General features: G+C 48.4%; 26 protein-coding genes. 25 read left to right on the plus strand and 1 reads right to left on the minus strand.

Annotated features, from left to right (window positions below):
• The first annotated feature begins 11 nt into the window (after positions 1 to 11).
• The 5 genes from tgt to O6P33_RS06385 all read left to right on the plus strand — a co-directional run bounded on the left by tgt (position 12) and on the right by O6P33_RS06385 (position 5,088).
• Positions 12 to 1,127 carry a tRNA guanosine(34) transglycosylase Tgt gene (gene tgt / locus O6P33_RS06365; RefSeq protein WP_269819476.1) on the plus strand — a complete coding sequence of 372 codons (1,116 nt, stop codon included), beginning with the start codon at positions 12 to 14 and terminating at the stop codon, positions 1,125 to 1,127.
• 43 nt (positions 1,128 to 1,170) lie between these two features.
• On the plus strand, positions 1,171 to 1,503 hold the full coding sequence (yajC, locus tag O6P33_RS06370; protein WP_269819360.1) for a preprotein translocase subunit YajC: 333 nt from the start codon (positions 1,171 to 1,173) through the stop codon (positions 1,501 to 1,503).
• Positions 1,504 to 1,629: 126 nt separating this feature from the next.
• On the plus strand, positions 1,630 to 3,492 hold the full coding sequence (gene secD, locus O6P33_RS06375) for a protein translocase subunit SecD (RefSeq protein WP_269819361.1): 1,863 nt from the start codon (positions 1,630 to 1,632) through the stop codon (positions 3,490 to 3,492).
• 13 nt (positions 3,493 to 3,505) lie between these two features.
• On the plus strand, positions 3,506 to 4,414 hold the full coding sequence (gene secF / locus O6P33_RS06380) for a protein translocase subunit SecF (RefSeq protein ID WP_269819362.1): 909 nt from the start codon (positions 3,506 to 3,508) through the stop codon (positions 4,412 to 4,414).
• A gap of 131 nt (positions 4,415 to 4,545) precedes the next feature.
• Positions 4,546 to 5,088: a glycine zipper 2TM domain-containing protein gene (locus O6P33_RS06385; RefSeq protein WP_269819363.1), complete on the plus strand. Its 543-nt coding sequence runs from the start codon at positions 4,546 to 4,548 to the stop codon at positions 5,086 to 5,088.
• Between the two features lie 76 nt (positions 5,089 to 5,164).
• On the opposite strand, the gene O6P33_RS06390 is transcribed toward O6P33_RS06385, so the two are convergent.
• Positions 5,165 to 5,977, minus strand: a complete 813-nt coding sequence (locus O6P33_RS06390; RefSeq protein ID WP_269819364.1) for an inositol monophosphatase family protein — start codon at positions 5,975 to 5,977, stop codon at positions 5,165 to 5,167.
• 164 nt (positions 5,978 to 6,141) lie between these two features.
• Here O6P33_RS06390 and trmJ point away from each other — a divergent pair, with 164 nt between their 5' ends.
• From trmJ to zipA, 20 genes are all read left to right on the plus strand, one after another.
• Positions 6,142 to 6,927: a tRNA (cytosine(32)/uridine(32)-2'-O)-methyltransferase TrmJ gene (gene trmJ, locus O6P33_RS06395; protein ID WP_269819365.1), complete on the plus strand. Its 786-nt coding sequence runs from the start codon at positions 6,142 to 6,144 to the stop codon at positions 6,925 to 6,927.
• Positions 6,920 to 7,723: a serine O-acetyltransferase gene (cysE, locus tag O6P33_RS06400; protein ID WP_269819477.1), complete on the plus strand. Its 804-nt coding sequence runs from the start codon at positions 6,920 to 6,922 to the stop codon at positions 7,721 to 7,723. The genes trmJ and cysE overlap by 8 nt, the downstream gene beginning before the upstream one ends.
• Before the next feature lie 150 nt (positions 7,724 to 7,873).
• Complete coding sequence (iscR, locus tag O6P33_RS06405) at positions 7,874 to 8,341, plus strand: Fe-S cluster assembly transcriptional regulator IscR (protein WP_269819366.1); 468 nt, start codon at positions 7,874 to 7,876, stop codon at positions 8,339 to 8,341.
• A gap of 28 nt (positions 8,342 to 8,369) precedes the next feature.
• Entirely contained in the window at positions 8,370 to 9,584 is a 1,215-nt protein-coding gene (locus O6P33_RS06410; protein ID WP_269819367.1) for an IscS subfamily cysteine desulfurase, read from the plus strand.
• Between the two features lie 29 nt (positions 9,585 to 9,613).
• Positions 9,614 to 10,009, plus strand: coding sequence for a Fe-S cluster assembly scaffold IscU (gene iscU / locus O6P33_RS06415; protein ID WP_269819368.1), 396 nt, complete (start codon positions 9,614 to 9,616; stop codon positions 10,007 to 10,009).
• A 1-nt stretch (position 10,010) separates the two neighbouring features.
• Entirely contained in the window at positions 10,011 to 10,334 is a 324-nt protein-coding gene (iscA, locus tag O6P33_RS06420; protein ID WP_269819369.1) for an iron-sulfur cluster assembly protein IscA, read from the plus strand.
• A gap of 1 nt (position 10,335) precedes the next feature.
• On the plus strand, positions 10,336 to 10,863 hold the full coding sequence (gene hscB, locus O6P33_RS06425; RefSeq protein ID WP_269819370.1) for a co-chaperone HscB: 528 nt from the start codon (positions 10,336 to 10,338) through the stop codon (positions 10,861 to 10,863).
• Positions 10,864 to 10,904: 41 nt separating this feature from the next.
• On the plus strand, positions 10,905 to 12,767 hold the full coding sequence (gene hscA / locus O6P33_RS06430; protein ID WP_269819371.1) for a Fe-S protein assembly chaperone HscA: 1,863 nt from the start codon (positions 10,905 to 10,907) through the stop codon (positions 12,765 to 12,767).
• A 5-nt stretch (positions 12,768 to 12,772) separates the two neighbouring features.
• Positions 12,773 to 13,111: an ISC system 2Fe-2S type ferredoxin gene (gene fdx, locus O6P33_RS06435; RefSeq protein ID WP_269819372.1), complete on the plus strand. Its 339-nt coding sequence runs from the start codon at positions 12,773 to 12,775 to the stop codon at positions 13,109 to 13,111.
• A gap of 15 nt (positions 13,112 to 13,126) precedes the next feature.
• Positions 13,127 to 13,327: a Fe-S cluster assembly protein IscX gene (gene iscX, locus O6P33_RS06440; RefSeq protein ID WP_269819373.1), complete on the plus strand. Its 201-nt coding sequence runs from the start codon at positions 13,127 to 13,129 to the stop codon at positions 13,325 to 13,327.
• A 146-nt stretch (positions 13,328 to 13,473) separates the two neighbouring features.
• Positions 13,474 to 13,905 (plus strand): nucleoside-diphosphate kinase, encoded by a 432-nt coding sequence (ndk, locus tag O6P33_RS06445; RefSeq protein ID WP_269819374.1) that lies wholly within the window; start codon positions 13,474 to 13,476, stop codon positions 13,903 to 13,905.
• A gap of 31 nt (positions 13,906 to 13,936) precedes the next feature.
• On the plus strand, positions 13,937 to 15,049 hold the full coding sequence (gene rlmN, locus O6P33_RS06450; RefSeq protein WP_269819375.1) for a 23S rRNA (adenine(2503)-C(2))-methyltransferase RlmN: 1,113 nt from the start codon (positions 13,937 to 13,939) through the stop codon (positions 15,047 to 15,049).
• A 53-nt stretch (positions 15,050 to 15,102) separates the two neighbouring features.
• A complete protein-coding gene (pilW, locus tag O6P33_RS06455) occupies positions 15,103 to 15,858 on the plus strand; it encodes a type IV pilus biogenesis/stability protein PilW (protein WP_269819478.1) in 756 nt (251 codons plus the stop codon).
• Entirely contained in the window at positions 15,858 to 16,835 is a 978-nt protein-coding gene (locus O6P33_RS06460; protein ID WP_269819376.1) for a RodZ domain-containing protein, read from the plus strand. The genes pilW and O6P33_RS06460 overlap by 1 nt, the downstream gene beginning before the upstream one ends.
• Positions 16,836 to 16,837: 2 nt before the next feature.
• Positions 16,838 to 17,947 carry a flavodoxin-dependent (E)-4-hydroxy-3-methylbut-2-enyl-diphosphate synthase gene (gene ispG, locus O6P33_RS06465; RefSeq protein ID WP_269819377.1) on the plus strand — a complete coding sequence of 370 codons (1,110 nt, stop codon included), beginning with the start codon at positions 16,838 to 16,840 and terminating at the stop codon, positions 17,945 to 17,947.
• A 16-nt stretch (positions 17,948 to 17,963) separates the two neighbouring features.
• The gene (gene hisS, locus O6P33_RS06470; protein ID WP_269819378.1) at positions 17,964 to 19,268 is read left to right on the plus strand and encodes a histidine--tRNA ligase; all 1,305 of its coding nucleotides are present in this window, start codon (positions 17,964 to 17,966) and stop codon (positions 19,266 to 19,268) included.
• Between the two features lie 10 nt (positions 19,269 to 19,278).
• Entirely contained in the window at positions 19,279 to 19,923 is a 645-nt protein-coding gene (locus O6P33_RS06475) for a YfgM family protein (RefSeq protein WP_269819379.1), read from the plus strand.
• Positions 19,916 to 21,067 carry an outer membrane protein assembly factor BamB gene (gene bamB / locus O6P33_RS06480; RefSeq protein ID WP_420094970.1) on the plus strand — a complete coding sequence of 384 codons (1,152 nt, stop codon included), beginning with the start codon at positions 19,916 to 19,918 and terminating at the stop codon, positions 21,065 to 21,067. The genes O6P33_RS06475 and bamB overlap by 8 nt, the downstream gene beginning before the upstream one ends.
• Before the next feature lie 105 nt (positions 21,068 to 21,172).
• Entirely contained in the window at positions 21,173 to 22,633 is a 1,461-nt protein-coding gene (der, locus tag O6P33_RS06485) for a ribosome biogenesis GTPase Der (RefSeq protein ID WP_269819381.1), read from the plus strand.
• A gap of 309 nt (positions 22,634 to 22,942) precedes the next feature.
• Positions 22,943 to 23,746: a cell division protein ZipA gene (gene zipA, locus O6P33_RS06490; RefSeq protein WP_269819382.1), complete on the plus strand. Its 804-nt coding sequence runs from the start codon at positions 22,943 to 22,945 to the stop codon at positions 23,744 to 23,746.
• Positions 23,747 to 23,772: the final 26 nt, after the last annotated feature.

The raw sequence follows: 23,772 nt of genomic DNA on the forward strand, positions 1-23,772 counted from the left end.
GCATGTCTTTTATGCAGTTTGATTTATTGGCGACCGATGGTCGTGCACGCCGTGGACGTTTAACTTTCCCCCGTGGCGTGGTGGAAACCCCAGCATTTATGCCGGTGGGTACTTACGGCACGGTTAAAGGCATGTTGCCGCGGGATCTTGAGGCCATTGGCGCGCATATGATCTTAGGCAATACCTTTCACTTGTGGTTGCGTCCCGGCACCAAAGTGATTCAAGAGCACGGTGATTTGCATAACTTTATGCAGTGGCAAGGGCCAATCTTGACTGACTCCGGTGGTTTCCAAGTGTTTAGCTTGGGTGCGATGCGCCAAATTAAAGAGGAAGGTGTGTATTTTTCCTCTCCGGTGGATGGCGCCAAAGTCTTTATGGGACCGGAAGAATCCATGCAAGTGCAGCGTGAATTGGGCTCCGATGTGGTAATGATTTTTGATGAGTGCACGCCGTATCCGGCTGATGTGGCCACTGCAGAAAAATCTATGGAGTTGTCATTGCGCTGGGCCAAACGCTCAAAAGTTGCCCACGGTGATAACCCTTCTGCTTTGTTTGGGATTGTCCAAGGTGGTATGCATGAAGATTTGCGTCTGCGCTCTCTAGAAGGGCTGTGCGAGATCGGCTTTGATGGTTTGGCCATTGGTGGTTTGTCGGTCGGTGAACCAAAAGAAGATATGATTCGTATTTTGGATTTCTTGCCAGCGCATATGCCGGCAGAAAAGCCACGTTATTTAATGGGTGTGGGCAAGCCTGAGGATTTAGTCGAAGGGGTGCGTCGCGGTATTGATATGTTTGATTGTGTGATGCCGACCCGCAATGCGCGCAATGGGCATTTGTTTATTGATACCGGCGTGATTAAAATCCGCAATGCGGTGCACCGTCATGACGATTCACCTTTAGATGCCAGCTGCGATTGCTATACTTGCCAGAATTTCTCCCGCGCTTATTTGCATCATTTGGATAAATGCAGAGAAATGTTAGGTGGCATGCTCAATACCATACATAATTTGCGCCATTACCAGCGGGTAATGGCGGGTTTACGAGAGGCTATCCAACAGGGTACATTGAACGACTTTGTTGATGGGTTTTACGCGCGTCGTGGTTTGCCTACGCCGCCACTTAATTAAAAATAACAGACAATTAATGTCTTTTTTGTAATGGGAGTTGTTTATGGATTTCTTTATTTCTGCTGCTTACGCTGATACTGCTGCTGGTGGCCCACCAGGCGGTGAATATATGCAGTTTATTTTGCTCGCTGGTTTCTTGGTGATCTTCTATATGATGATCTGGCGTCCGCAAGCCAAACGAGCCAAAGAGCACCGTAACTTGGTGAGTGGCTTACAAAAAGGTGACGAAGTTGTTACCAGTGGTGGTATTGCGGGCAAGGTTACTAAAGTAACGGATGATTTCTTAGTGATTGAAGCATCAGATACCGTTGAGTTAAAAGTGCAAAAAAGCGCAGTAATTGCGGCATTGCCTAAAGGCACTTTAAAAGCGATTTAAGTATATCTGTGTGTCGGACAGTCATGTGCAAAGCTTCTACTGGAGTTGGTGTAGCAGGCTGTCCGTTTTGCGTTGTATTCGATTAGTTTTGGTTGATTTAAATCAGCCACATAAGCGGGCGGTGTCATGCTCAACAAGTATCCTTTGTGGAAGTATTTGCTGATTGTAGCAATCCTTGCCATCAGTTTTATTTACTCTGCACCTAACCTCTATCCGGATGATCCGGCAATTCAGATCACAGGTGCTAGTAGTGGATTGCAGGTCGATGAAGCCGATCTGGATCGAGCTACAGCAGCATTGAAAGCTGCTGGTATTGGTGTGAAAAGTGCAGCTCTAGAAAGTCGTGGTGGGTTGGTGCGCTTACTGCAGCGTGACGATCAGCTGTCAGCGAAAGACGTAGTGCGCAAAGCTTTAGGTGACGATTACGTGGTAGCGCTTAACTTGGCGGCAACTACGCCAAAATGGTTACGTGATCTCGGCGCGAGCCCGATGAAGTTGGGTCTGGACTTATCTGGCGGTGTGCATTTCTTGCTCGAAGTTGATATGGAAAAAGCCATTGCAGCGCGAGTGAAGGTGTATGACAGCGAAATAAAAAGTATTTTGCGTAAAGAGCGCATTCGTTACCGCAGCCTGCCAGGTATCGAAAATGGCTTTCAGCTTGGTTTTGACGATACTGCTACTTTAAATAAAGCTCGGGCTTTGATCCGTAAAGATTTTACTGATTTTGATATCACGACAACAGAGCGTAATGATAAACCAGTACTGCGCTTAACTTTGCTGGCGAGCAAAATTGCAGAAATTCGTGAGTATTCGATTAAACAGAACCTCACTACGGTACGTAACCGAGTAAATGAGTTGGGTGTTGCTGAACCGCTAGTCCAGCGCCAAGGTGCTAACCGCATTGTAGTTGAGCTGCCGGGTGTGCAAGACACAGCAGAGGCTAAGCGTATTCTTGGGAAAACAGCTAACCTTGAGTTTCGTTTAGCTGCAGCCCACGATGCGCCGCGCGCAACAACAGAGATGTATGAGTTCCGCGAAGAAGGGCGTCCGCCTGTAGCTTTGGAGCGCAGTGTGATCCTCACTGGTGATCAAGTGACTGATGCGCAGGCCAGCTACGATGAGAATGGTCGACCACAGGTGAATATCCGTTTGGATGGCCATGGTGGTGAGCTGATGAACCGTGCTACGCGTAATGATATCGGCCGCAGTATGGCGGTGATCTTTATTGAGCAGCGTCCAACTACACGCTATGTGCGTCAGTTGGTTGATGGTGTTGAAAAAGAAGTCCCGGTGCAGACTTTTGCGGAAGAAAAACGCGTGATCAGCTTGGCCACGATTCAGTCAGCGTTGGGCAGTCAGTTCCGCATTACTGGGCTTGATGGGCAGGGTGAGTCGTCAGAGTTGGCACTATTGCTGCGTGCTGGTGGCTTAGCTGCGCCAATGTATTTTGCCGAAGAGCGCACCATTGGCCCAAGCTTGGGTGCGGAAAACATTCAGTTGGGTGTTAAAGCAGCATTGTGGGGGTTCTTGTTTGTCGCGATCTTTATTGTCTTGATCTATAAGGCGTTTGGTCTGCTGGCTGTTGTTGCTCTGAGCCTTAACATGGTTAACCTGTTAGCAATGATGTCGTTATTGGGGGCTACTTTAACCTTGCCAGGTATCGCTGGTATCGTCTTGACGATGGGGATGGCGGTGGATGCTAACGTGCTGATTTTCTCGCGGATTCGTGAAGAAATCGCCAATGGTATGTCAGTACAGCGCGCCATTCATGAAGGTTTTGATAAAGCCTATTCAGCCATTATTGATGGTAACTTAACGACCTTGTTGGTTGGCGCAATTCTTTTTGCAATGGGCACAGGCCCAATTAAAGGCTTTGCGGTAACCCTGTCGCTGGGCATTATCACCTCAATGTTCACTGCAATTATGGTGACACGTGCCATGGTTAACCTGATTTATGGTGGCCGTGACGTCAAGAAGCTGTGGATTTAAGGATATGGCGAACATGAAACGTGTAATTAACTTTATGGGTGTGCGCAAGCTTGCGATGACCCTTACTTTGCTCTTAACTGTGGCTTCCATAGCCTCCATAGCTATTAAAGGTATGAATTGGGGCTTGGACTTTACCGGTGGTACCCTGATCGAGCTCAATTATGAGCATGCAGCGGATTTAAATAAAATCCGTGATCAGTTGCACGATGGTGGCTATCCTGATGCTGTTGTACAAAGTTTTGGTGCCGTGAGTGATGTCTTGGTACGTATGCCGGGCGATGATCCGAATTTAGGTTCTCAGGTCGCGCAAGTGCTGCGTGAAGATGCGAGTAATCAAGTGACGATCAATCGTGTTGAGTTTGTTGGTCCAGCGGTTGGTGAGGAATTGCGCGATCAGGGTGGCCTCGGCATTTTGTTAGCTCTTGCTGGCATTATGGTGTACTTGGGATTCCGCTTCCAATGGAAGTTTGGTGTCGGTGCGATTGTCAGTTTGTTCCATGATGTGATTGTCACTTTGGGAGTGTTCTCTTTCTTCCAGCTGACTTTCGATTTAACTGTCCTGGCAGCTATTTTGGCGATTATTGGTTATTCATTGAATGACACCATTGTGGTGTTTGACCGTATTCGAGAGAACTTTCGGTTTTTACGCAATACGTCATTGATTGACAATATCAATATTTCCACCACGCAAACCTTGCTGCGAACCTTAGCGACTTCGATTTCAACATTGCTAGCAGTTGGTTCATTGCTGGCTTTTGGTGGCGATAACCTTTGGGGCTTTGCTTTGGCCCTGTTTATTGGTATTACCGCGGGTACATACTCTTCGGTGTATGTCTCCAGCGTCTTCCTCATATGGCTTAAGCTAACAGTGGAGGACTTAATCCCGCCAGTTGCGACTGAAGAGGTGGATGAAATGCCTTAGCTTGAGACTGCAGTCACAAAATTATCATGCTAACTCAAGCAAAAGCCGCATAAGTTGAACTTATGCGGCTTTTTTGTTGCCTAAGAGCCATACAAACAACTATTGCTTTGCTTAAGCTTAAGAGAGTTAGAATGAATAAGTCGATGTTGATAGGCAGTGTTTTGGGTGCAGTGGCGGTAACCGCAGGTGGTGCTTACGCCACTTACAGCCTTGTCGGTGGTCCAGATTATGCTGAAGTCGTTGCAGTTAAGGCTGTTAAAGAGACGATCAAAACACCTCGGCAAGAATGCCGTGATGTCACTGTGACTAAGCGCAAGCCCATTAAAGATGACAACCGTATTGTTGGTAGCGCGGTTGGAGCTGTGGTGGGTGGTTTGCTAGGCAATCAAGTTGGCGGTGGTCGCGGCAAGAAAGTTGCGACTGTAGCCGGCGCTATCGGCGGTGGTTATGCGGGCAACAAAACCCAAGAGCACCTGCAGAACAATAATACCTACACAACCACTGAGCGTCGTTGTAATACGCAATACGATATCAGTGAGAAAATTGCCGGTTACGATGTCAGTTATGAGTTAGACGGTAAGGTGCGTACTGTGCGTATGGATGAGGATCCAGGCCGCCGTTTACAGTTAGATGATCAGGGGCGCGTAATCTTGTCGCAAGTGGTCAGTCAGTAAGTTTGTGCTGGGGTTAGTCGATACCGATAAAAAAAGCGCCTAAGTTGGGCGCTTTTTTACGTTAAGAGGTTCGGGTTTACTTGAAGCTGCGGGGTACAAAAGGTTGGATTGTGGTCAAGACTGCTTTGAAACACTTGGGCCCACCGGCAACAATATGGCCGCTGTCTAAGTAGTCGTGTCCACCATTAAAGTCGCTGATTAAACCACCAGCTTCTTGAATGAGAAGTGCGCCTGCGGCCATGTCCCACTCGGATAGACCGTATTCCCAGAAAGCATCGTAACGGCCTGCAGCAACATAGGCTAAGTCTAGGCTGGCAGCTCCAGCACGACGAATGCCAATTGATTGCACAGCTAAGTCTTTAAACATCGACATATAGTTATCCATATGCTCGAGTTGGCCTTCGCGAAATGGAAAACCTGTTGCCAATAACGCGCTATCAAGGCTTTTGCGTTTGCTCACGCGCATACGGCGACCATTAAATGCCGCGCCACGACCACGGCTGGCGGTAAACTCTTCCTGGCGTACAGGGTCGATAACTACCGCATGCTCGATGCGGCCGCGGTATTTACAGGCGATGCTCACTGCAAAGTGCGGAACACCGCGAATAAAGTTAGTGGTGCCATCAAGCGGGTCGATGATCCACTCATAATCTGCGCCTTCACCTGTGCCGGCAATGCGGCCGCTTTCTTCGGCGTGGATACCGTGATCAGGGTGGGCTTTGAGGATAGCAGTAATAATTACTTGCTCAGCGGCGCGATCAATCTCGGTGACGTAATCTTTTGCGTCTTTCTCACCTATTGAGATCGTATCTAAGCGCTCAATGGAACGCATAATTAATTCACCCGCGCTACGCGCAGCGCGCAACGCAATATTCAGCATAGGCTGCATGAAAAGTCACCGGAGGTTGTTAAAGAAGAGCGGCAATTCTAACAGAAACTAAAAGGCATGTGTGCCCTTGCGGGGTTCTTTTTCATGGCGAGATTGCGGAGGCTTCGGTAAGCTTGTCTCCTGTGTATTAATAACCCATATTGGTTTGAACGGTGGAGAGCCCAGTGCTGGAAAAAATTCGCGTGGTTTTGGTCAATACCAGTCACCCAGGAAACATTGGTGGTGCTGCCCGAGCGATGAAAAATATGGGGCTTAAGTCCTTGGTGTTAGTGGATCCAAAAAAATACCCGCACCAAGATGCTAGCTCCCGCGCTGCAGGCGCTGATGATATTTTAGAGAATGCGCAGGTGGTCGCTACGTTAGAGGAGGCCCTGGCTGGTTGCAGTGTGGTGCTGGGAACCAGTGCCCGTGATCGGCGTATTCCTTGGCCGTTACTTGATCCGCGCGAGGCGGCAGATAGATGCTTGCATACGTGGCAGGCTGATCACACTGCTGAAATTGCTTTAGTGTTTGGCCGTGAGTATGCGGGCTTGACCAACGCTGAACTGCAGCGTTGCCAGTATCATATTCATATTCCTGCTGACCCAGAGTTTAGCTCTTTAAACTTAGCGACTGCTGTGCAAGTGCTAACTTATGAGGCGCGTATGGCTTGGCTCAAATATACAGAGCAGCCAACTCATATGCCTGAAATTGAAGCCACTGGCATGCTGGGCACGGCGCCGGCCACCCATGAATCATTGGAATTGTTTTATCAGCACTTACAGCAAACGTTAATTGAGATTGATTTTCTTGACCCGGCTAAGCCAAGGCATTTAATGGCACGCTTGCGGCGCATTTTTGGGCGCAGTCAATTGAAAAAATCTGAGGTGAATATTTTACGTGGGATTTTGACCGAGACTCAAAAAGCTGCACGTGGTGAAATTATACAGCGTCGAGGTGAGCATGTTTAAAGGTATTCGTGAAGATATTCAAAGTGTATTTCACCGAGATCCAGCAGCACGTAATGCCTTTGAGATCATAACGTGCTATCCGGGCTTGCATGCGGTCTGGTTGCATCGTTTGGCTCATGGTTTGTGGGTGCGCAACTGGAAGTGGTTGGCGCGTATGGTGTCAAATCTGGGGCGCTGGCTGACAGGTATCGAGATCCATCCGGGCGCTAAAATTGGCCGCCGTTTTTTTATTGATCATGGTTTGGGCATTGTCATCGGGGAAACTGCTGAGATAGGTGATGATGTCACTTTGTATCAAGGGGTTACTCTAGGTGGAACCAGTTGGAATAAGGGTAAGCGCCATCCGACTTTAGAAGATGGTGTGGTGGTTGGTGCCGGTGCTAAAGTGTTGGGCCCGTTTACTGTGGGTGCTGGCGCTAAAATTGGTTCTAACGCAGTGGTGACTAAAGCCGTGCCGGCGGGAGCCACAGCAGTGGGTATTCCTGGGCGTATTATTGTTAAGGCAACGGATGAGCAAGAGGCTAAGCGTCGAGCAATTGCTGAGCGTTTTGGTTTTGATGCTTATGGCATGAGTGAGGATATGCCTGACCCAGTCGCACGCTCCATTGGGCAGATTCTTGATCATTTGGAAGCTGTTGAGGAGCGACTGGAGGGGATGTGTGAGGCCATGCATCAGTTGGGCAGTGATTATCAAGGCAAAAAACTACCAGAGTTGCCTGGGATGGCTTTCCCGTGTTCAGAGCAGGCTGATGAAGCAAGTGCTTCTGGTTCAGAAGATGAGCAGGCTGAGAAGTAGGCAGGTAAGACTGCTGTGACTGTCAATGCATTTAGACGGGTAATAGCAGTCCGCTTAAGCCTGAGTGTTCTAATCGGGATTAATACTTGACCTGTTTGCTGGGTTATTGCATAATTGGTAGCAATATTGACATGCAGTGGTATTTATTTTATGCGACTGACAACGAAAGGCCGCTATGCCGTTACCGCAATGCTTGATTTAGCATTGAATGCACAAGAGGGTCCTGTACCTTTGGCGGATATATCTGAGAGACAGGGGATTTCCTTGTCTTATCTTGAGCAGCTTTTTGCTAAGTTGCGCCGCTGCGCTTTGGTAACGAGTGTGCGTGGACCTGGTGGTGGTTATCAGTTGGCGCATCAGTGCTCTGATATTCAAATTGTGCAAATTATAGATGCGGTTGATGAGTCTGTAGATGCAACTCGCTGTCAGGGTTTGGGAGACTGCCAGAGTGGCGATGAGTGTTTAACTCACCGCTTATGGTGTGACTTAAGTAAACAGATACACAACTTTTTAAGTGGCATTAGCTTGGCGGATTTGGTTGCGCGCCAAGATATTCAAATTGTTGCACAGCGTCAGAGTCAGCGCGTAGCAAATAAAATTCATGCGTCCTCTGTTTGAGTAAGGCGCAGACCGTTAGGAGATTTACATGAAACTGCCAATTTATTTGGATTATTCAGCGACAACGCCAGTGGATCCGCGCGTAGCGGAGCAAATGATGGAGTGCCTTACACTAGAAGGTAACTTTGGTAACGCCGCGTCGCGTTCCCACGTTTATGGCTGGCGTGCAGAGGAAGCAATTGAAAATGCCCGACGTCAAGTTGCTGAGTTGATTAATGCTGATCCGCGTGAAATTGTTTGGACTTCAGGCGCAACAGAGTCGGACAACCTTGCTATTAAAGGCGTCGCGCATTTTTATAAGAGTCGCGGCAAACACATCATTACCTCTAAGTTAGAGCATAAAGCCGTACTGGATACCGCGCGTCAGCTAGAGCGTGAAGGCTATGAGGTGACCTATTTAGATCCTACCGAAGACGGTTTGATTACTGTTGAACAGGTTGCTGAGGCGCTGCGTGAAGATACGATTTTAGTTTCTATCATGCATGTCAATAACGAGATCGGCACTATCAATGATATCGCTGCAATTGGTGAGCTGACGCGCTCTAAGGGTGTGTTGTTTCACGTTGATGCGGCGCAGTCTGCTGATAAAGTGAAGATCGACTTGCAAGAAATGAAAGTTGACTTGATGTCTTTCTCTGCGCACAAGGCTTATGGCCCTAAAGGCATGGGTGCTTTGTATGTGCGTCGTAAGCCACGTGTACGCTTAGAAGCGCAAATGCACGGTGGTGGACATGAGCGCGGTATGCGTTCAGGTACTCTAGCTACTCACCAGATTGTAGGTATGGGTGCAGCATTTGAGTTGGCTCGCCTAGAAATGGAAGAAAGCAATAAGCGCATTGCTAAGCTTAATCAGCGTTTTTACGACAAAGTGCGCGACATGGAAGAGCTGTACCTCAATGGTAGTGCAACCCAGCGTGTACCGCATAACCTAAACCTCAGCTTTAACTTTGTTGAAGGTGAGTCATTGATTATGGCTCTCAAAGATATGGCGGTGTCATCAGGGTCAGCCTGTACCTCCGCTTCCCTTGAGCCATCTTATGTGCTGCGTGCATTAGGTCGCAGCGACGAACTGGCACACAGTTCAATTCGTTTTACTTTCGGGCGTTTTACGACCGAAGAAGAGGTTGATCATGCTGCAGGACAAATCCGTGAAGCAGTAGAGCGCCTACGTGAATTATCACCGCTGTGGGATATGCACAAAGACGGCGTTGATCTCTCTAAAGTTGAGTGGCAAGAACATTAATTTTTGCCCGTTAAAGAAGGAATACCATCATGGCATATAGTGATAAGGTCTTAGACCACTACGAGAATCCGCGTAACGTTGGCAAGATGGATGCTGAAGCAGCAGATGTTGGAACAGGCATGGTCGGTGCGCCGGCGTGTGGCGACGTGATGCGTTTGCAAATCCAAGTAGGTGATGACGGCATCATCCAAGACGCGAAATTTAAAACGTACGGTTGCGGTTCTGCAATTGCATCAAGTTCATTGGCGACAGAGTGGATGAAAGGTAAATCCATTGATGAAGCTGAGCTGATCAAGAACACTACTATTGCAGAAGAGCTGGCTTTACCGCCAGTGAAGATTCACTGCTCAGTGTTGGCAGAAGATGCAATTAAAGCGGCCGTGCGTGATTACAAGCAGAAAAAAGGCTTAATTAAAGAGGTTTGATATGGCAATCAGCTTAACAGAAGCCGCAGCAAACCATGTGCGGCGCTCACTGGAAAACCGTGGTAGCGGCGAAGGTATCCGCCTTGGTTTGCGCACCACGGGCTGTTCAGGCATGGCATATGTGCTTGAGTTTGTTGATGAGCTGAAACCCGATGACACGGTGTTTGAAAGCTTTGGCATGAAGATTATCATTGATCCGAAAAGCCTGGCCTACATTGATGGTACTGAGCTGGACTTTGTCCGCGAAGGTGTCAATGAGGGCTTTAAGTTTAATAACCCCAACGTGCTCGGCGAGTGTGGCTGTGGCGAAAGCTTCAGTGTGTAATATGGCCGACTCAGATCGCGTCAATTACTTTTCGATGTTTGGCTTGCAGCCAGTGTTTTTGCTCGATAGCAAAGCACTGGCTGTGACATATCGAGAACTTGCTAGAGATACGCATCCAGATCGTTTTGCTAGCGCAACAGCGGCACAGCAGCGTGAAGCTGTTGAACGCGCTGCGTTACTCAATGATGCCTATCAAACATTAAAGTCTCCTACTCAGCGCGCTTTATATTTGTTGCGTCAGCAGGCCGAGTTGCCAGAAGAAACTACTATCCAAGATGGTGAGTTTTTATTCCAGCAAATGGAATGGCGTGAACAGCTTGAAACATTGCAAGAACAAGCTGATTTTGCTGCCGTTGATCGCTTTAAAGTGGAGTTGGGTCAGGCTCGTCATGCCATTGATACTGCTTTTGCAGAGTGCATTGATGATCCTGAGCAGCGCGTACAAGCCGAGCGCTTAGCCCGTCGTATGCAGTTTTTGGATAAGATGTTTTACGAAGTGCGTCAGCTAGAAGAGCGCTTAGACGATTAACCCAAAGCCTGCGTTTGCAGGCTGTCAGATTAAAGATCCGTATGGCCTTACTACAGATTGCCGAACCTGGACAAAGTCCACAGCCACACCAGCCGCGACTGGCCGTTGGAATTGATTTAGGAACTACCAACTCATTAGTGGCGACCGTGCGCAACGGTGTTGCAGAGGCATTAGCCGATGCTCAAGGGCATATTGCACTGTCTTCGGCGGTGCGTTATCACGCTGAGCGCATTGAGGTTGGGCGCAGTGCGCGTGATGCAGCTGCGAGCGATCCTTATAATTGTATTTTATCCGTTAAACGCTTAATGGGGCGCGGCCTAGCTGACGTGCAGCAATTGGGCGAGCAGTTGCCCTATAAATTTCAAGCCGGCAAATCCCATATGCCTTTTATTGAGACAGTACAAGGACCGAAAAGCCCTGTGGAAGTCTCAGCGCATATTTTGCAGGCGTTACGTGAACGTGCAGAGGTTGCGCTAGGTGGTGAGCTGATTGGCGTAGTGATCACTGTGCCAGCTTATTTTGATGATGCTCAGCGCCAAGCGACTAAAGATGCTGCGCGTTTGGCAGGTTTGAATGTTTTGCGCCTGCTCAATGAGCCTACAGCTGCGGCTGTGGCTTATGGTCTTGATCAGCAAGCCGAAGGTGTAGTAGTTATTTACGATCTAGGCGGCGGCACTTTTGATGTGTCAATTCTGCGCTTAAGTCGTGGTGTGTTTGAAGTGTTAGCCACTGGCGGTGATAGCGCGCTAGGTGGTGATGATTTTGACCACAAGGTGGCCAGCTGGGTAGTAGAGCAAGCAGGTGTATCCAGTGATTTAGCGCCCAGTGAGCAGCGTGAGTTGCTTGAGTTGGCGTGTGCGGCAAAAGAGGCATTAACCGCGCAAGATGCTGTGGATATTGCCTATGCCGGCTGGCAGGGATGCTTAACCCGCGAGCAGTTTGATGCTTTGGTTGAACCCTTGGTCGCCCGCAGTTTGAGAGCTTGTCGACGGGCGCTGCGCGACTCTGAAGTTGACTTAGAAGAGATTGAGTCTGTTGTGATGGTCGGTGGTTCGACCCGGGTCCCTTTAGTGCGTACACGGGTGGGTGAGTTATTTGATTGCAGACCTTTGACCGATATCGATCCTGATCAAGTGGTTGCGCTGGGGGCGGCAATCCAAGCCGATACCTTAGTGGGTAATAAGCGCGATGGTGACGAATTGCTCTTGTTGGACGTAACGCCCTTGTCCTTGGGTTTAGAAACCATGGGTGATTTAGTCGAAAAAGTTATTCCGCGCAACACTACTATTCCGGTTACCCGAGCGCAGGAATTTACCACTGCCCGTGATGGCCAAACCGCCATGGCTATTCATGTTTTGCAGGGTGAGCGTGAGCTGGTCAGTGATTGTCGCTCGTTGGCACGTTTTGAATTGCGCGGTATTCCAGCAATGGTGGCTGGCGCTGCAAAAATCCGTATTACTTTCCAGGTGGATGCGGATGGATTACTCGGTGTCACTGCTCGTGAGTTGGGCAGCGGTGTCGAAGCCAGTATTCAAGTTAAGCCGTCTTACGGTTTAACCGATACAGAAATTAGCGGCATGCTCAAAGAGTCATTTGAGAATGCTGAGCACGATAAACAAGCGCGCGCGTTGCAAGAGCAGCGTGTCGATGCTGAGCGTTTGCTGGAAACGGTACGGGCTGCCTTACAGGCTGATGCCGAAGCTTTGCTAAGCAAAGAAGAGCGTGCCGTGATTGAAGAGCGCATGAGTGCTTTAGACACTGTGCGTCAAGGTGACGATGTCAATGCAATTGCGCGTCATGTACAGCAGCTGAATCATGCAACCAATGAGTTCGCTGCACGCCGTCTGGATGCCACAGTGAAAAAATCCTTGGCTGGACGACAACTCAATGAAATGGAGGGTTAATCACAATGACGCAAATTATCTTTTTGCCCCATGCGGAGCATTGTCCAGAAGGTGCGGTCGTTGAAGCAACCCCTGGCGAAACGATTATGGATGCGGCGCTGCGCAACGGTATTGAAATTGAACATGCCTGTGAAATGTCTTGCGCATGCACCACCTGCCACGTGATTGTGCGTGAAGGTTTTGACTCTATGGATGAGTCTGATGATTTAGAAGATGACATGTTGGATAAAGCTTGGGGGCTTGAGCCTGACTCCCGTTTATCCTGCCAGGCAGTGGTTAAAGATGTTGATTTGATTGTGGAAATTCCTAAGTACACGATTAACCAAGTGTCAGAGCGACAGTAATCAGAGGAATTGAGCATGAAACTGAAGTGGGTAGATGTCCAAGAAATAGCAATTTCATTAAGCGAAAAGCATGATGATATTGATCCGCTTTCCATTAATTTTGTGAACTTGCGACGTTTAGTTACCGAGCTGCCTGAGTTTGACGATGATCCTGAGCGCAGCGGCGAAAAAATCCTTGAGGCGATTCAGGCTGCATGGATTGAGGAGCTCGACTGAGTTTAGTTGCACGCCAGTTCAGTTTATTGGCGCACAATAGCCCTCGCTAGCTAACTACCTTGGTGAGTGGCTACGCATTTTCCTTAAACCCGCGTATAATTCGCGGGTTTAATCCTTATAAACACTTAAATCATTCGGAGTTTCATATGACTGTTCAACGTACATTCTCAATTATCAAGCCAGACGCAGTTGCAAAAAACGTTGTTGGCGAAATTACTTCACGCTTTGAAAAAGCGGGTTTACGTGTTGTTGCTTCTAAAATGGTACAGCTGTCAGAGCGCGAAGCTGGCGGTTTTTACGCTGAGCACAAAGAGCGTCCTTTCTTTAAAGACCTAGTGAGCTTTATGACTTCAGGTCCAGTCATTGTTCAGGTTTTAGAAGGCGAAAACGCTATTGCTCTAAACCGCGAACTGATGGGCGCAACCAACCCTAAAGAAGCAGACGCTGGCACTATTCGTGCAGACTTCGCTGTTTCCATTGATGAAAACGCTGTACACGGTTCTGACTCAGAAGCCGCTGCTGCACGTGAAATCTCATACTTCTTCGCAGCAACTGAAGTATGTGACCGCATCCGTTAATAACGGATAGGTAGTAAATAAAGGTGAATCCATGACTACGGTAACTGAAAAAGTTAATTTACTTGGCTTGACGCGTGAGAAGCTGATTGCATTCTTCGAATCTATTGGCGAGAAAAAATTTCGTGCTGACCAAGTAATGAAATGGATTCACCACTTTGGGGTCGATCAATTCTCTGAAATGACCAACGTGAGTAAAGCTTTGCAAGCCAAATTGGCCAGCTGTGCGGAAATTCGCGGTCCAGAAATTGTCAGTGAAGATATTTCCAGTGATGGGACCCGTAAATGGGTTATACGCGTTGCTTCCGGTAGCTGCGTTGAAACTGTATATATTCCGCAAGGTACGCGGGGCACTTTATGTGTCTCTTCCCAAGCCGGCTGTGCGCTAGACTGCAGCTTTTGCTCAACGGGAAAACAAGGTTTTAATAGTGATTTGACCAGTGCAGAGATTATTGGTCAGGTCTGGATTGCATCGAAATCTTTTGGCTCCATCCCCGGCACGGTAGAACGGGCGATCACCAATGTGGTGATGATGGGAATGGGTGAGCCACTGCTCAATTTTGATAATGTTGTTGATGCCATGAGCATAATGCTCGACGACTTAGGTTATGGTATTTCCAAGCGTAAAGTGACGCTCTCAACGGCCGGAGTTGCACCAATGATTGATAAGCTTGGGGAGCATATTGATGTTTCTTTAGCGTTGTCACTGCATGCGCCGAATGATGAGCTGCGCAATACCTTGGTGCCGATTAATAAGAAATACCCGTTACAAGTGGTGTTGGATGCTTGTAAACGTTATGTCGCTAAGTTAGGTGATAAACGTTTTCTAACCATTGAGTACACCTTGCTGCAGGATGTCAATGACCATCAAGAGCATGCTGAGCAATTGGTTGAATTATTGCGAGACATGCCTTGTAAGGTCAATTTGATTCCATTTAATCCGTTTCCGCACTCAGGCTACGAGCGGCCGAGTAATAATGCTATTCGACGTTTTCAAGATACGCTGCACCATGCAGGGTATAGTGTGACCGTGCGGACCCCGCGTGGTGAAGATATAGACGCTGCTTGTGGGCAGTTGGTTGGGCAAGTGCAAGACCGTACGCGCCGTAGTGCCCGTTATATTGCAGTACGCCAAGTGAATGAGTAAATGAAACAGGTTGCTGGTCATGAGGCAGCATGTCGAACTTAAATGGAGTGGATATGATTGTTCGTGCAGGACTTATATTGTTTATTTGTGGTGTGTTAACTGCTTGTGTATCCAGCGGTAGCAAACCACCTTTGCGCACTGAAGAAGGCCGCCAACAAGCGCGCGATGCCTATATTCAGCTGGGCATTGGCTATTTACAGCAAGGCGTTACTGAACAGGCAAAAATGCCGCTAAAGAAAGCCTTAGAAATTGACCCCAATAGTGCCGATGCCCATGCGGCTTTAGCGTTAGTGTTTCAGAATGAATTGGAACCGCAGTTGGCGGATGAGCATTATCGTAAAGCTTTAGCGCAAGGAAAAAGCACTCGCATTCAAAATAATTATGGTGGTTTTTTATACCAGCAAGGCGAGTATAAGAAGGCCTTTAAAGAGTTTGAAGAAGCCTCGCAGGATACTATGTATTCAGGCCGCTCACGGGTTTTTGAGAATATGGGCCTGACCGCGCTACGTTTGAATGATAAAGCCTTGGCACTGACTTACTTTGAACGCTCTTTGCGCTTAAACCCGCAGCAGCCTCGGGCGTTATTAGAAACAGCTAACCTTTTGTATGAGCGCCAAGAGTATGTGCCAGCACAGCGTTATTACCAGTCTTTTATGCAGCTGAGTGAGCATTCTGCGGCAAGCTTATTGCTGGGCGTACGCTTGGCGAAAATTTTTCAAGATCGCGATCAAGCCGCTAGTTTAGGGCTGCAGTTGAAGCGCCTGTATCCTGCTAGCGCTGAATATAAACAGTATCAATCGGAGCAGTGATGAGCGATACAGCCAAAGCAACAGAGACACCCATGCATACCGTCGGTGACAGTCTGCGTGATGCACGCGCAGCTGCAAACTTGAGTGTGTCTGAAGTTGCCAGTAAGTTAAATTTAACCATCAGTGCGGTTGAGTCGCTAGAAGCCAACCAGTTTGAGCGCTTACCTGGCAATACTTTTGCCCGAGGCTATATTCGTAGCTATGCGAAGATTTTAGGTTTAGATGCTGATCAGCTGGCTCGGACTTTTGATCAGCAGGTTGGCAGTAGTGCGGCGCAAGGCGCTGTGCACAGTATTGATCGAGTTGGCGAGGTACGCAGTGTTTCCCGCGGCATGCTGCAGTTCAGTGCCTTTGTTATTTTGCTGATTATTCTCACCGCAGCCTATTATGCGTGGCAAACTTTTATGGTTGAGCAGCCAGAAATTGGCAACAAAACCGCTGTTTTTGAGCGGGTGGAAGTTGAGCGCGCTGATGGTTCAGTGCATGTGCAGACATTGGACGAGCTTGAGGATCAAGCGGTTGCTTTTGCTTTAGAGGCCAATTCAGCTGCTGAAGTGCTAACGCTTGAGGTTGAGAGCGGGAATGACACTGATGTCGAGCAACCCAGCGCATCGGCAACTGATTCAGAAACAACGGATGCCGATGCGAGGTTACCTGATCAAGGCGCATTAGCGGAGCCAGATAGTGCAACGTCGCAATCGCAGACTGCTGCAGAGTCAGTCACGCTGGCGCCAGGCATGGGTAACGCAGAATTGAGCTTTGTGCATGACTGCTGGGTGCGCGTGGCCGATGCTGATGGTAAAGAAATCAGCAGTGGCTTAAAGCGCGCTGGTGAGCAACTGAACATAACAGGTAAAGCACCTTTGGATGTGCACTTAGGCTACGCCAAGGGTGTGAGTATTCTTTATAATGGCGAGCCGGTGGACTTTAGTGCAGCGGTTCGCGGTGAAACTGCCAGAATTAAGCTGGGCCAATAAACATGCATACACAGTCTTTAATTAAACGCCGTCTATCACGCAAGATTTATGTGGGTTCTGTTGCCGTGGGTGGCGATGCACCGATTAGCGTGCAAAGCATGACCAACACCGACACCTGTGATGTGGATGCCACTGTTGCGCAAATTCTACGTCTTGAACAGGCCGGTGCAGATATCGTGCGGGTTTCTGTGCCGGATATGGAGGCTGCTGAAGCCTTTGGTCGAATCAAAAAGCAAGTGCATGCACCCTTAGTAGCAGATATCCACTTCGATCACCGAATTGCTTTGCGTGTGGCTGAGTTGGGTGTTGATTGCTTGCGGATTAACCCAGGTAATATTGGTAATGAGGCACGGGTTAAAGCTGTGGTGGATGCTGCCCGTGACCGGGGTATACCTATTCGTATCGGAGTGAATGCTGGCTCCTTAGAGAAAGACTTGCAAAAGAAATACGGCGAGCCCACCGCAGAAGCTTTGGTTGAGTCCGCTTTACGCCATGTTGAACACCTCGATCGCTTAAACTACCCAGACTTTAAAGTCAGCGTAAAAGCCTCTGATGTCTTTATGGCGGTCGCTGCATACCGTCAACTGGCGCAAGCCATTGAGCAGCCATTGCACTTAGGTATCACTGAAGCCGGCGGCTTACGCTCAGGTACAGTTAAATCCGCGGTTGGTTTAGGTATGCTCTTGGCTGAGGGTATTGGCGATACTATTCGCGTGTCCCTGGCCGCTGATCCAGTGGAAGAAATCAAAGTCGGCTTTGATATTTTAAAATCATTAAAGCTGCGTTCACGTGGTATTAACTTTATTGCTTGCCCAAGCTGCTCTAGGCAGAACTTTGATGTGGTGAAAACCATGAATGAGCTAGAGGAGCGCCTCGAGGACCTTCTGGTGCCGCTAGATGTGGCTGTTATTGGCTGCGTGGTCAATGGCCCAGGTGAGGCTAAAGAGGTTCATTTGGGCTTAACCGGCGGCTCGCCCAATTTAGTCTATATCGATGGCAAGCCAGCACAAAAGTTAAGTAACGAGAATTTGGTGGATGAGCTCGAAACGCTGATTCGTAAGCGTGCCAGCGATAAAATTGCAGAAGATGCAGCACTTATAGTGCGCAGTTAATCGTCAAGGAAATTTTGTGAGTAAACCATTACAAGCCATTCGCGGCATGAACGATATTTTGCCAGAGCAAACCCCGCTGTGGCGCTACTTTGAAAAAACTGTTGCAGAGTTACTGGATGGCTACGGCTATAAGCAAATACGTATGCCTGTTGTCGAATTCACTGAGCTGTTTCGCCGCTCCATTGGTGAAGTGACTGATATCGTCGAAAAAGAAATGTACACCTTTGCTGATCGCAATGGTGATTCGTTGACGTTACGTCCTGAGGGAACCGCTAGCTGTGTTCGTGCGGTGCTTGAGCATAGCTTAGCGGGCGGCGGGCAAATCCAGAAACTTTGGTATCAGGGGCCGATGTTCCGCCATGAGCGTCCGCAGAAGGGCCGCTATCGCCAGTTTCATCAAATTGGTGTGGAAGCCTTTAATTTACCCGGACCTGATGTTGATGCCGAGCTGATTGTTTTAACGTGGCGTTTATGGAAAAAGCTTGGTATCAGTGCGCATGTTAAGCTGGAGCTCAACAGCTTGGGCACTTCAGCGTCGCGCAGTGTTTACCGCGAAGCTTTAGTTGAGTACCTGCAGGCACGTCATGCGCAGCTGGATGAAGACAGTCAGCGCCGCGTGCTCACCAACCCGTTGCGGGTGCTGGACAGTAAAAATCCAGATACACAAGCCTTGTTGGTAGATGCACCGCAGCTGCAAGACTATTTAGATGAAGCGTCGCAAGCGCACTTTGCCGGTTTGCGTGCTCGACTGGATGCAGCAGGCGTACCCTATGTGATTAACCCACGCTTAGTGCGTGGTTTAGATTATTACAGTGAAACAGTGTTTGAGTGGGTCACGGATCAGTTAGGCGCGCAGGGCACTGTGTGTGCGGGCGGTCGCTATGATGGCTTAATTGAGCAAATGGGTGGACGTGCAACGCCAGGTGTTGGTTTTGCCATGGGGATTGAACGCTTGATCTTGATGCTGGAAACTTTAGAGCAAGTCCCTGCAGAACTGTCGCGGCAAATCGATGTCTATTTTTGCGCATTTGGTGAGGCCAGTGAGCTGGCAGCCTTAGTCTTAGCTGAGCAATTGCGCGATAGCCAACCCCATTTGCGCTTGCAGGTGAATGCGGGTGGTGGCAGTTTTAAAAGTCAGTTTAAAAAAGCTGACAAAAGTGGTGCATTATATGCCTTAATATTGGGCGAAAATGAGTTAGAGTCACGCACAGTTGCGATTAAACCTTTACGCACTGACGCTGAGCAGCAGTCGATTACGTGGGATGCTTTAAGCGAATATTTGCGCAATAGCTTGCACGACGACGCATCAATTATTAACTAGGAGTACCAGCGTGAGCGACTACACTGAAGAAGAACAAATTGCGCGGATTAAAGAGTGGTGGCAGCGTAACGGTAAACCGCTATTAGCAGGCGGGGTTTTAGCGTTGGTGATTGTTTTTGGCTGGCAAGCATGGCAAAAACATCAAACCACGCAAGCACACACATCATCAGTGTTATACCAGCAGTTATTAGAGGTAACATTGCAGCCCAGTGCGCAGGTGGATGCACAGCAAGTGGCTAAACTCTTGGCTGAGCTTAAAAAAGTTAATCCAGATAATGCTTATGCGCAGTATGGCGCTTTGTTAGCGGTTAAAATTGCAGTGGATAACAATCAACTGGATGACGCAGCCTTAGAACTCAATGCTATTCTAGCCAAGCCGGCCAATGATGTTTTGGCAGAGTTAGCGCGGCAACGTTTAGCTCGCGTGCTGTTAGCCCAAGATCAAGCGGAGCAAGCCTTGGCGTTATTGGATGTCAAAGTATTGCCTGCCTTTATCGCGACGCGAGAAGAATTACGTGGTGATGCTTTGGTTGTTTTAGATCGCCCAGCTGAAGCTAAAGCAGCTTATTTGCAAGCCCAGGAAGCACTGTCGCCTGAAGCAGCGGCCGGTAATTTATTAATGAAACTCGACAACCTCAGTGAAAAGGATGCCTAACTTGAAACGATACAAGTATATGGCAGTGCTTGCGGTAGCGCTGTTTGTAGCGGGCTGCAGTAGCGCTAGTAAAAAAGAGTTAAAGCCGCAGCCGCTGGAAAAAATAACTGCTGAAATTGAACTCAAAAAAGAGTGGAGCACCTCTGTAGGTGCTGGCCAAGGTAAACAGTGGAATACATTAACGCCAGCTGTAGATGGTGATGTTCTATTTGTCACTGATGTGAAAGGTCGAGTTTCGGCTCTGGATCGTTTTACTGGTAAGGCATTGTGGACGCGTAAATTGAAGCTGGATGTCTCCGGTGGTGTTGGTGTGGGTTCTGGCATGGTGTTGCTGGGCACGCTGGATGGCAATGTGATTGCTTTAAATGCTGATACCGGTGAGGATTTATGGCGCAGCTCGGTCACTAGTGAGGTTTTAGCCGCGCCAGCAACTAACGGTGATGTGGTGGTCGTGCAGACTCAAGATGACCGTTTAATCGGCCTCGAAGCTGCCACCGGCCAGCAGCGCTGGATTTACGAGAACACCCCTGCAGTATTGAGCTTGCGTGGTACGGGCGCACCGCTGGTAACCGATTATGTGGCTTATGCCGGGCTCTCCACAGCAAAAATAATAGCGGTGGATACTCAGCGTGGTCTACCGATTTGGGAGCAGCGTGTCACAGTACCAACGGGGCGTACTGAGCTTGAGCGAATTGTTGATGTTGACGGTGGTTTATTACTCACTGATAACACTTTATACGCAGTCAGTTATCAAGGTCGTCTTGCCGGTCTTGACCCACAAAGTGGTCAAGTAATGTGGCAGCGTGAAGCGTCCAGTTATGTGGGCGTAGGCGAAGGTTTCGGTAATGCTTATGTCAGTTTGGCAGATGGCACTGTAGAAAGTGTGGATGAGCGCTCGGCTACGGCAATGTGGAGTAATAAAGATTTATTACGCCGTGAGATTTCAGGACCTGCAGTCTTTTCCAGCTATGTTGCTGTTGGTGACAAAGAAGGTTACTTGCACGTGTTGAGCCAAGTGGACGGACGTTTCGTCGCGCGTAAAAAAATTGATGGTAAAGGACTGCGCGTCCAACCTTTAGTGGTTGGCGGCTGGCTGTATGTTTATGGCAATGGCGGCAAGCTGGTTGCTTTAACCATTAAGTAAGCAGTTGGGTAGCTTGACAGGTCAAACTATCTAACTAAGAGTTTAGCCGCTGTCGTTAGGTCGACAGCGGCTTTTGTGTTTTTTGAATTATCGCTGGAGGAGCCAATGGTTCCCGTAATTGCTCTGGTGGGCCGACCGAATGTCGGCAAATCGACGTTGTTTAACCGCCTGACTAGATCCCGCGATGCGATTGTAGGCGATATTCCTGGCTTAACCCGTGACCGTCAATATGGCGAAGCGAAGTGGCAGGAGCGCAGTTATATTTTGATCGACACCGGTGGTATTACCGGTGACGAGGAAGGTATCGATGCAAAAATGGCCGAACAGTCGCTCTTGGCGATTGAAGAGGCAGATGTGGTCTTGTTTTTGGTGGATGCACGCGATGGCTTATGCCCAGCGGACCAAATGATTGGTGAGCATCTGCGTAAGCGCAATAAAACCACATTGGTGGTGGTCAATAAAGTTGATCACCTCGATGAGAATATCGCCCTTGCAGAGTTTAGTCCGTTGGGGCTCGGTGCTGCAGTGGCTATTGCTGCCGCACATGGCCGTGGTATTACCCAAATGCTTGAGTTGAGCTTGGGTGAGTTTCCTAAAGATATTGTAGATGAAGTTGATTTAGACAGCATCGTTGAAGGTGAAGACCTAAAGCGTGTCCCAGGACCTGATGCTAAAGACGGTATTAAAATCGCTATTATTGGTCGCCCTAACGTAGGTAAATCAACCCTGGTAAACCGCATGCTCGGTGAGCAGCGGGTGGTGGTGTTTGATCAGCCAGGCACGACACGCGATAGTATCTATATTCCTTTTGAGCGCGATGAGGAAAAGTACACTCTGATTGATACCGCAGGGGTGCGGCGTCGCGGCAGAATATCTGAGGAAGTTGAAAAGTTCTCAGTGGTAAAAACCCTGCAGGCGATTAAAGATGCCAACGTCGTGATTTTTGTGATGGATGCCCGTGAGGGCGTAGTGGATCACGACTTGAACTTGCTGGGCTTTGCTTTGGAGTCCGGCCGCGCCATTGTGATTGCGCTGAATAAGTGGGATGGCATGCAGCCTAGCGAGCGTGATTATGCTAAAAAAGAATTAGAGCGTCGTCTCTACTTCGTTGATTTTGCTGATATCCACTTTATTTCAGCGTTGCACGGTACAGGGGTGGGGCACCTGTATAAGTCGGTACAAAATGCCTTTACTTCAGCTATCACCCGCTGGCCAACCAATCGCTTAACGCAGATTCTCGAAGATGCGGTACGTGAGCATCAGCCGCCGATGATTGCTGGGCGTCGGATTAAACTGCGTTACGCGCACTTAGGTGGAGCCAACCCCCCCTTGATTATTATCCATGGTAATCAGGTTGAGTCGGTACCCAAAGGCTATGTGCGTTATTTAGAGAACACCTATCGCCGCGTCTTAAAGCTGGTTGGTACACCGATTCGCATTGAGTTTAAAGGCGGTGATAACCCCTATGAGGGCAAGAAAAACAAACTCAGTGATCGCCAGGTAAATAAAAAACGTCGCCTGATAGCCAATAAGAAGAAAATCGAAAAGCGTAAGAAAAGTAAGTGAGGCATTGGCCAGTTGTGCATTCGTGCAGCTGGCCAGTTGTTTTCAATAGACACAGTTGTACACATTGACAGACAAATTGTTATTTATTTATCGTGTTAATAATATAAGTTTAGCTATGATCTTTGTTAATATAGACGCAAGTCATGGAACACTGTCGCTATTTACTGTTCTAAAATAGTATCTTGGCGTTAGTACTTGACTGCGTTGAGTTAAATTTACATTGTGTAGTGTGATGTATGCTGTGCTGCATCACCTGTGTAGGGTTGTGAGGCCCTTTTTTTGAATTATTTTTAGGAGTGCAGGTTTCTCATGGATATTGGTCTACGTGAATGGTTGGTAGTCATCGGTATTATTGTCATTGCTGCTGTTTTGTTTGATGGCTGGCGGCGCATGAGCGGTAATCGAAGCACCCTTAAGTTTCGTCTTGACCGCAACTTGGCTGACTTACCCGATGAAGAAAATCCTGAGATTTTAGGCCCTGCACGGCCTGCTAAAAAACGTGAACCGTCCATAGATAGTGATGACGTTGATTTAGGCTTGCATGCGCAGACTGATATGCATCCCTCATTTACTGCGCAAACAGCAACGGATGATTTTAGTTTAGAGAATCCAGAAGAACCTACGCTGCTTAATCCTTTTGATAATAAAGCGCAAGAAAACTTCGATAGTGAACCCGATGATTACGAAGAAATCTTAATCATTCATGTGGTCTCGCGCAGTGAAGAAGGCTTTAAAGGGCCAGCACTGCTGCAAAGCATTTTGGAAAGTGGTTTGCGTTATGGTGCGATGGATATTTTCCACCGTCATGAAAGCATGACAGGCAACGGCGATAAGCTGTTCTCCATGGCTAATGCGCTGAATCCAGGCACCTTTGATTTAGACGACATGGATTTGTTCAGTACTCGCGCGGTGTGCTTCTTTATGGGCTTGCCGGGACCACGTAATACGCGCCAAGCGTTTGATTTAATGATTGCTGCCGCACGTAAGTTGGCTAAAGAGCTGGATGGCGATCTTAAAGATGATCATCGCAGTGTGTTGACCGCGCAAACCATTGAGCATTACCGTCAACGAATTGCTGACTTTGAGCGTCAGCAGTTGACGCAAAAACTATAACGGTTGTCATTCTGACAATTTGAAAG

Origin of the sequence: Denitrificimonas caeni (assembly GCF_027498055.1) — a bacterium.
GTDB lineage: Bacteria > Pseudomonadota > Gammaproteobacteria > Pseudomonadales > Pseudomonadaceae > Denitrificimonas.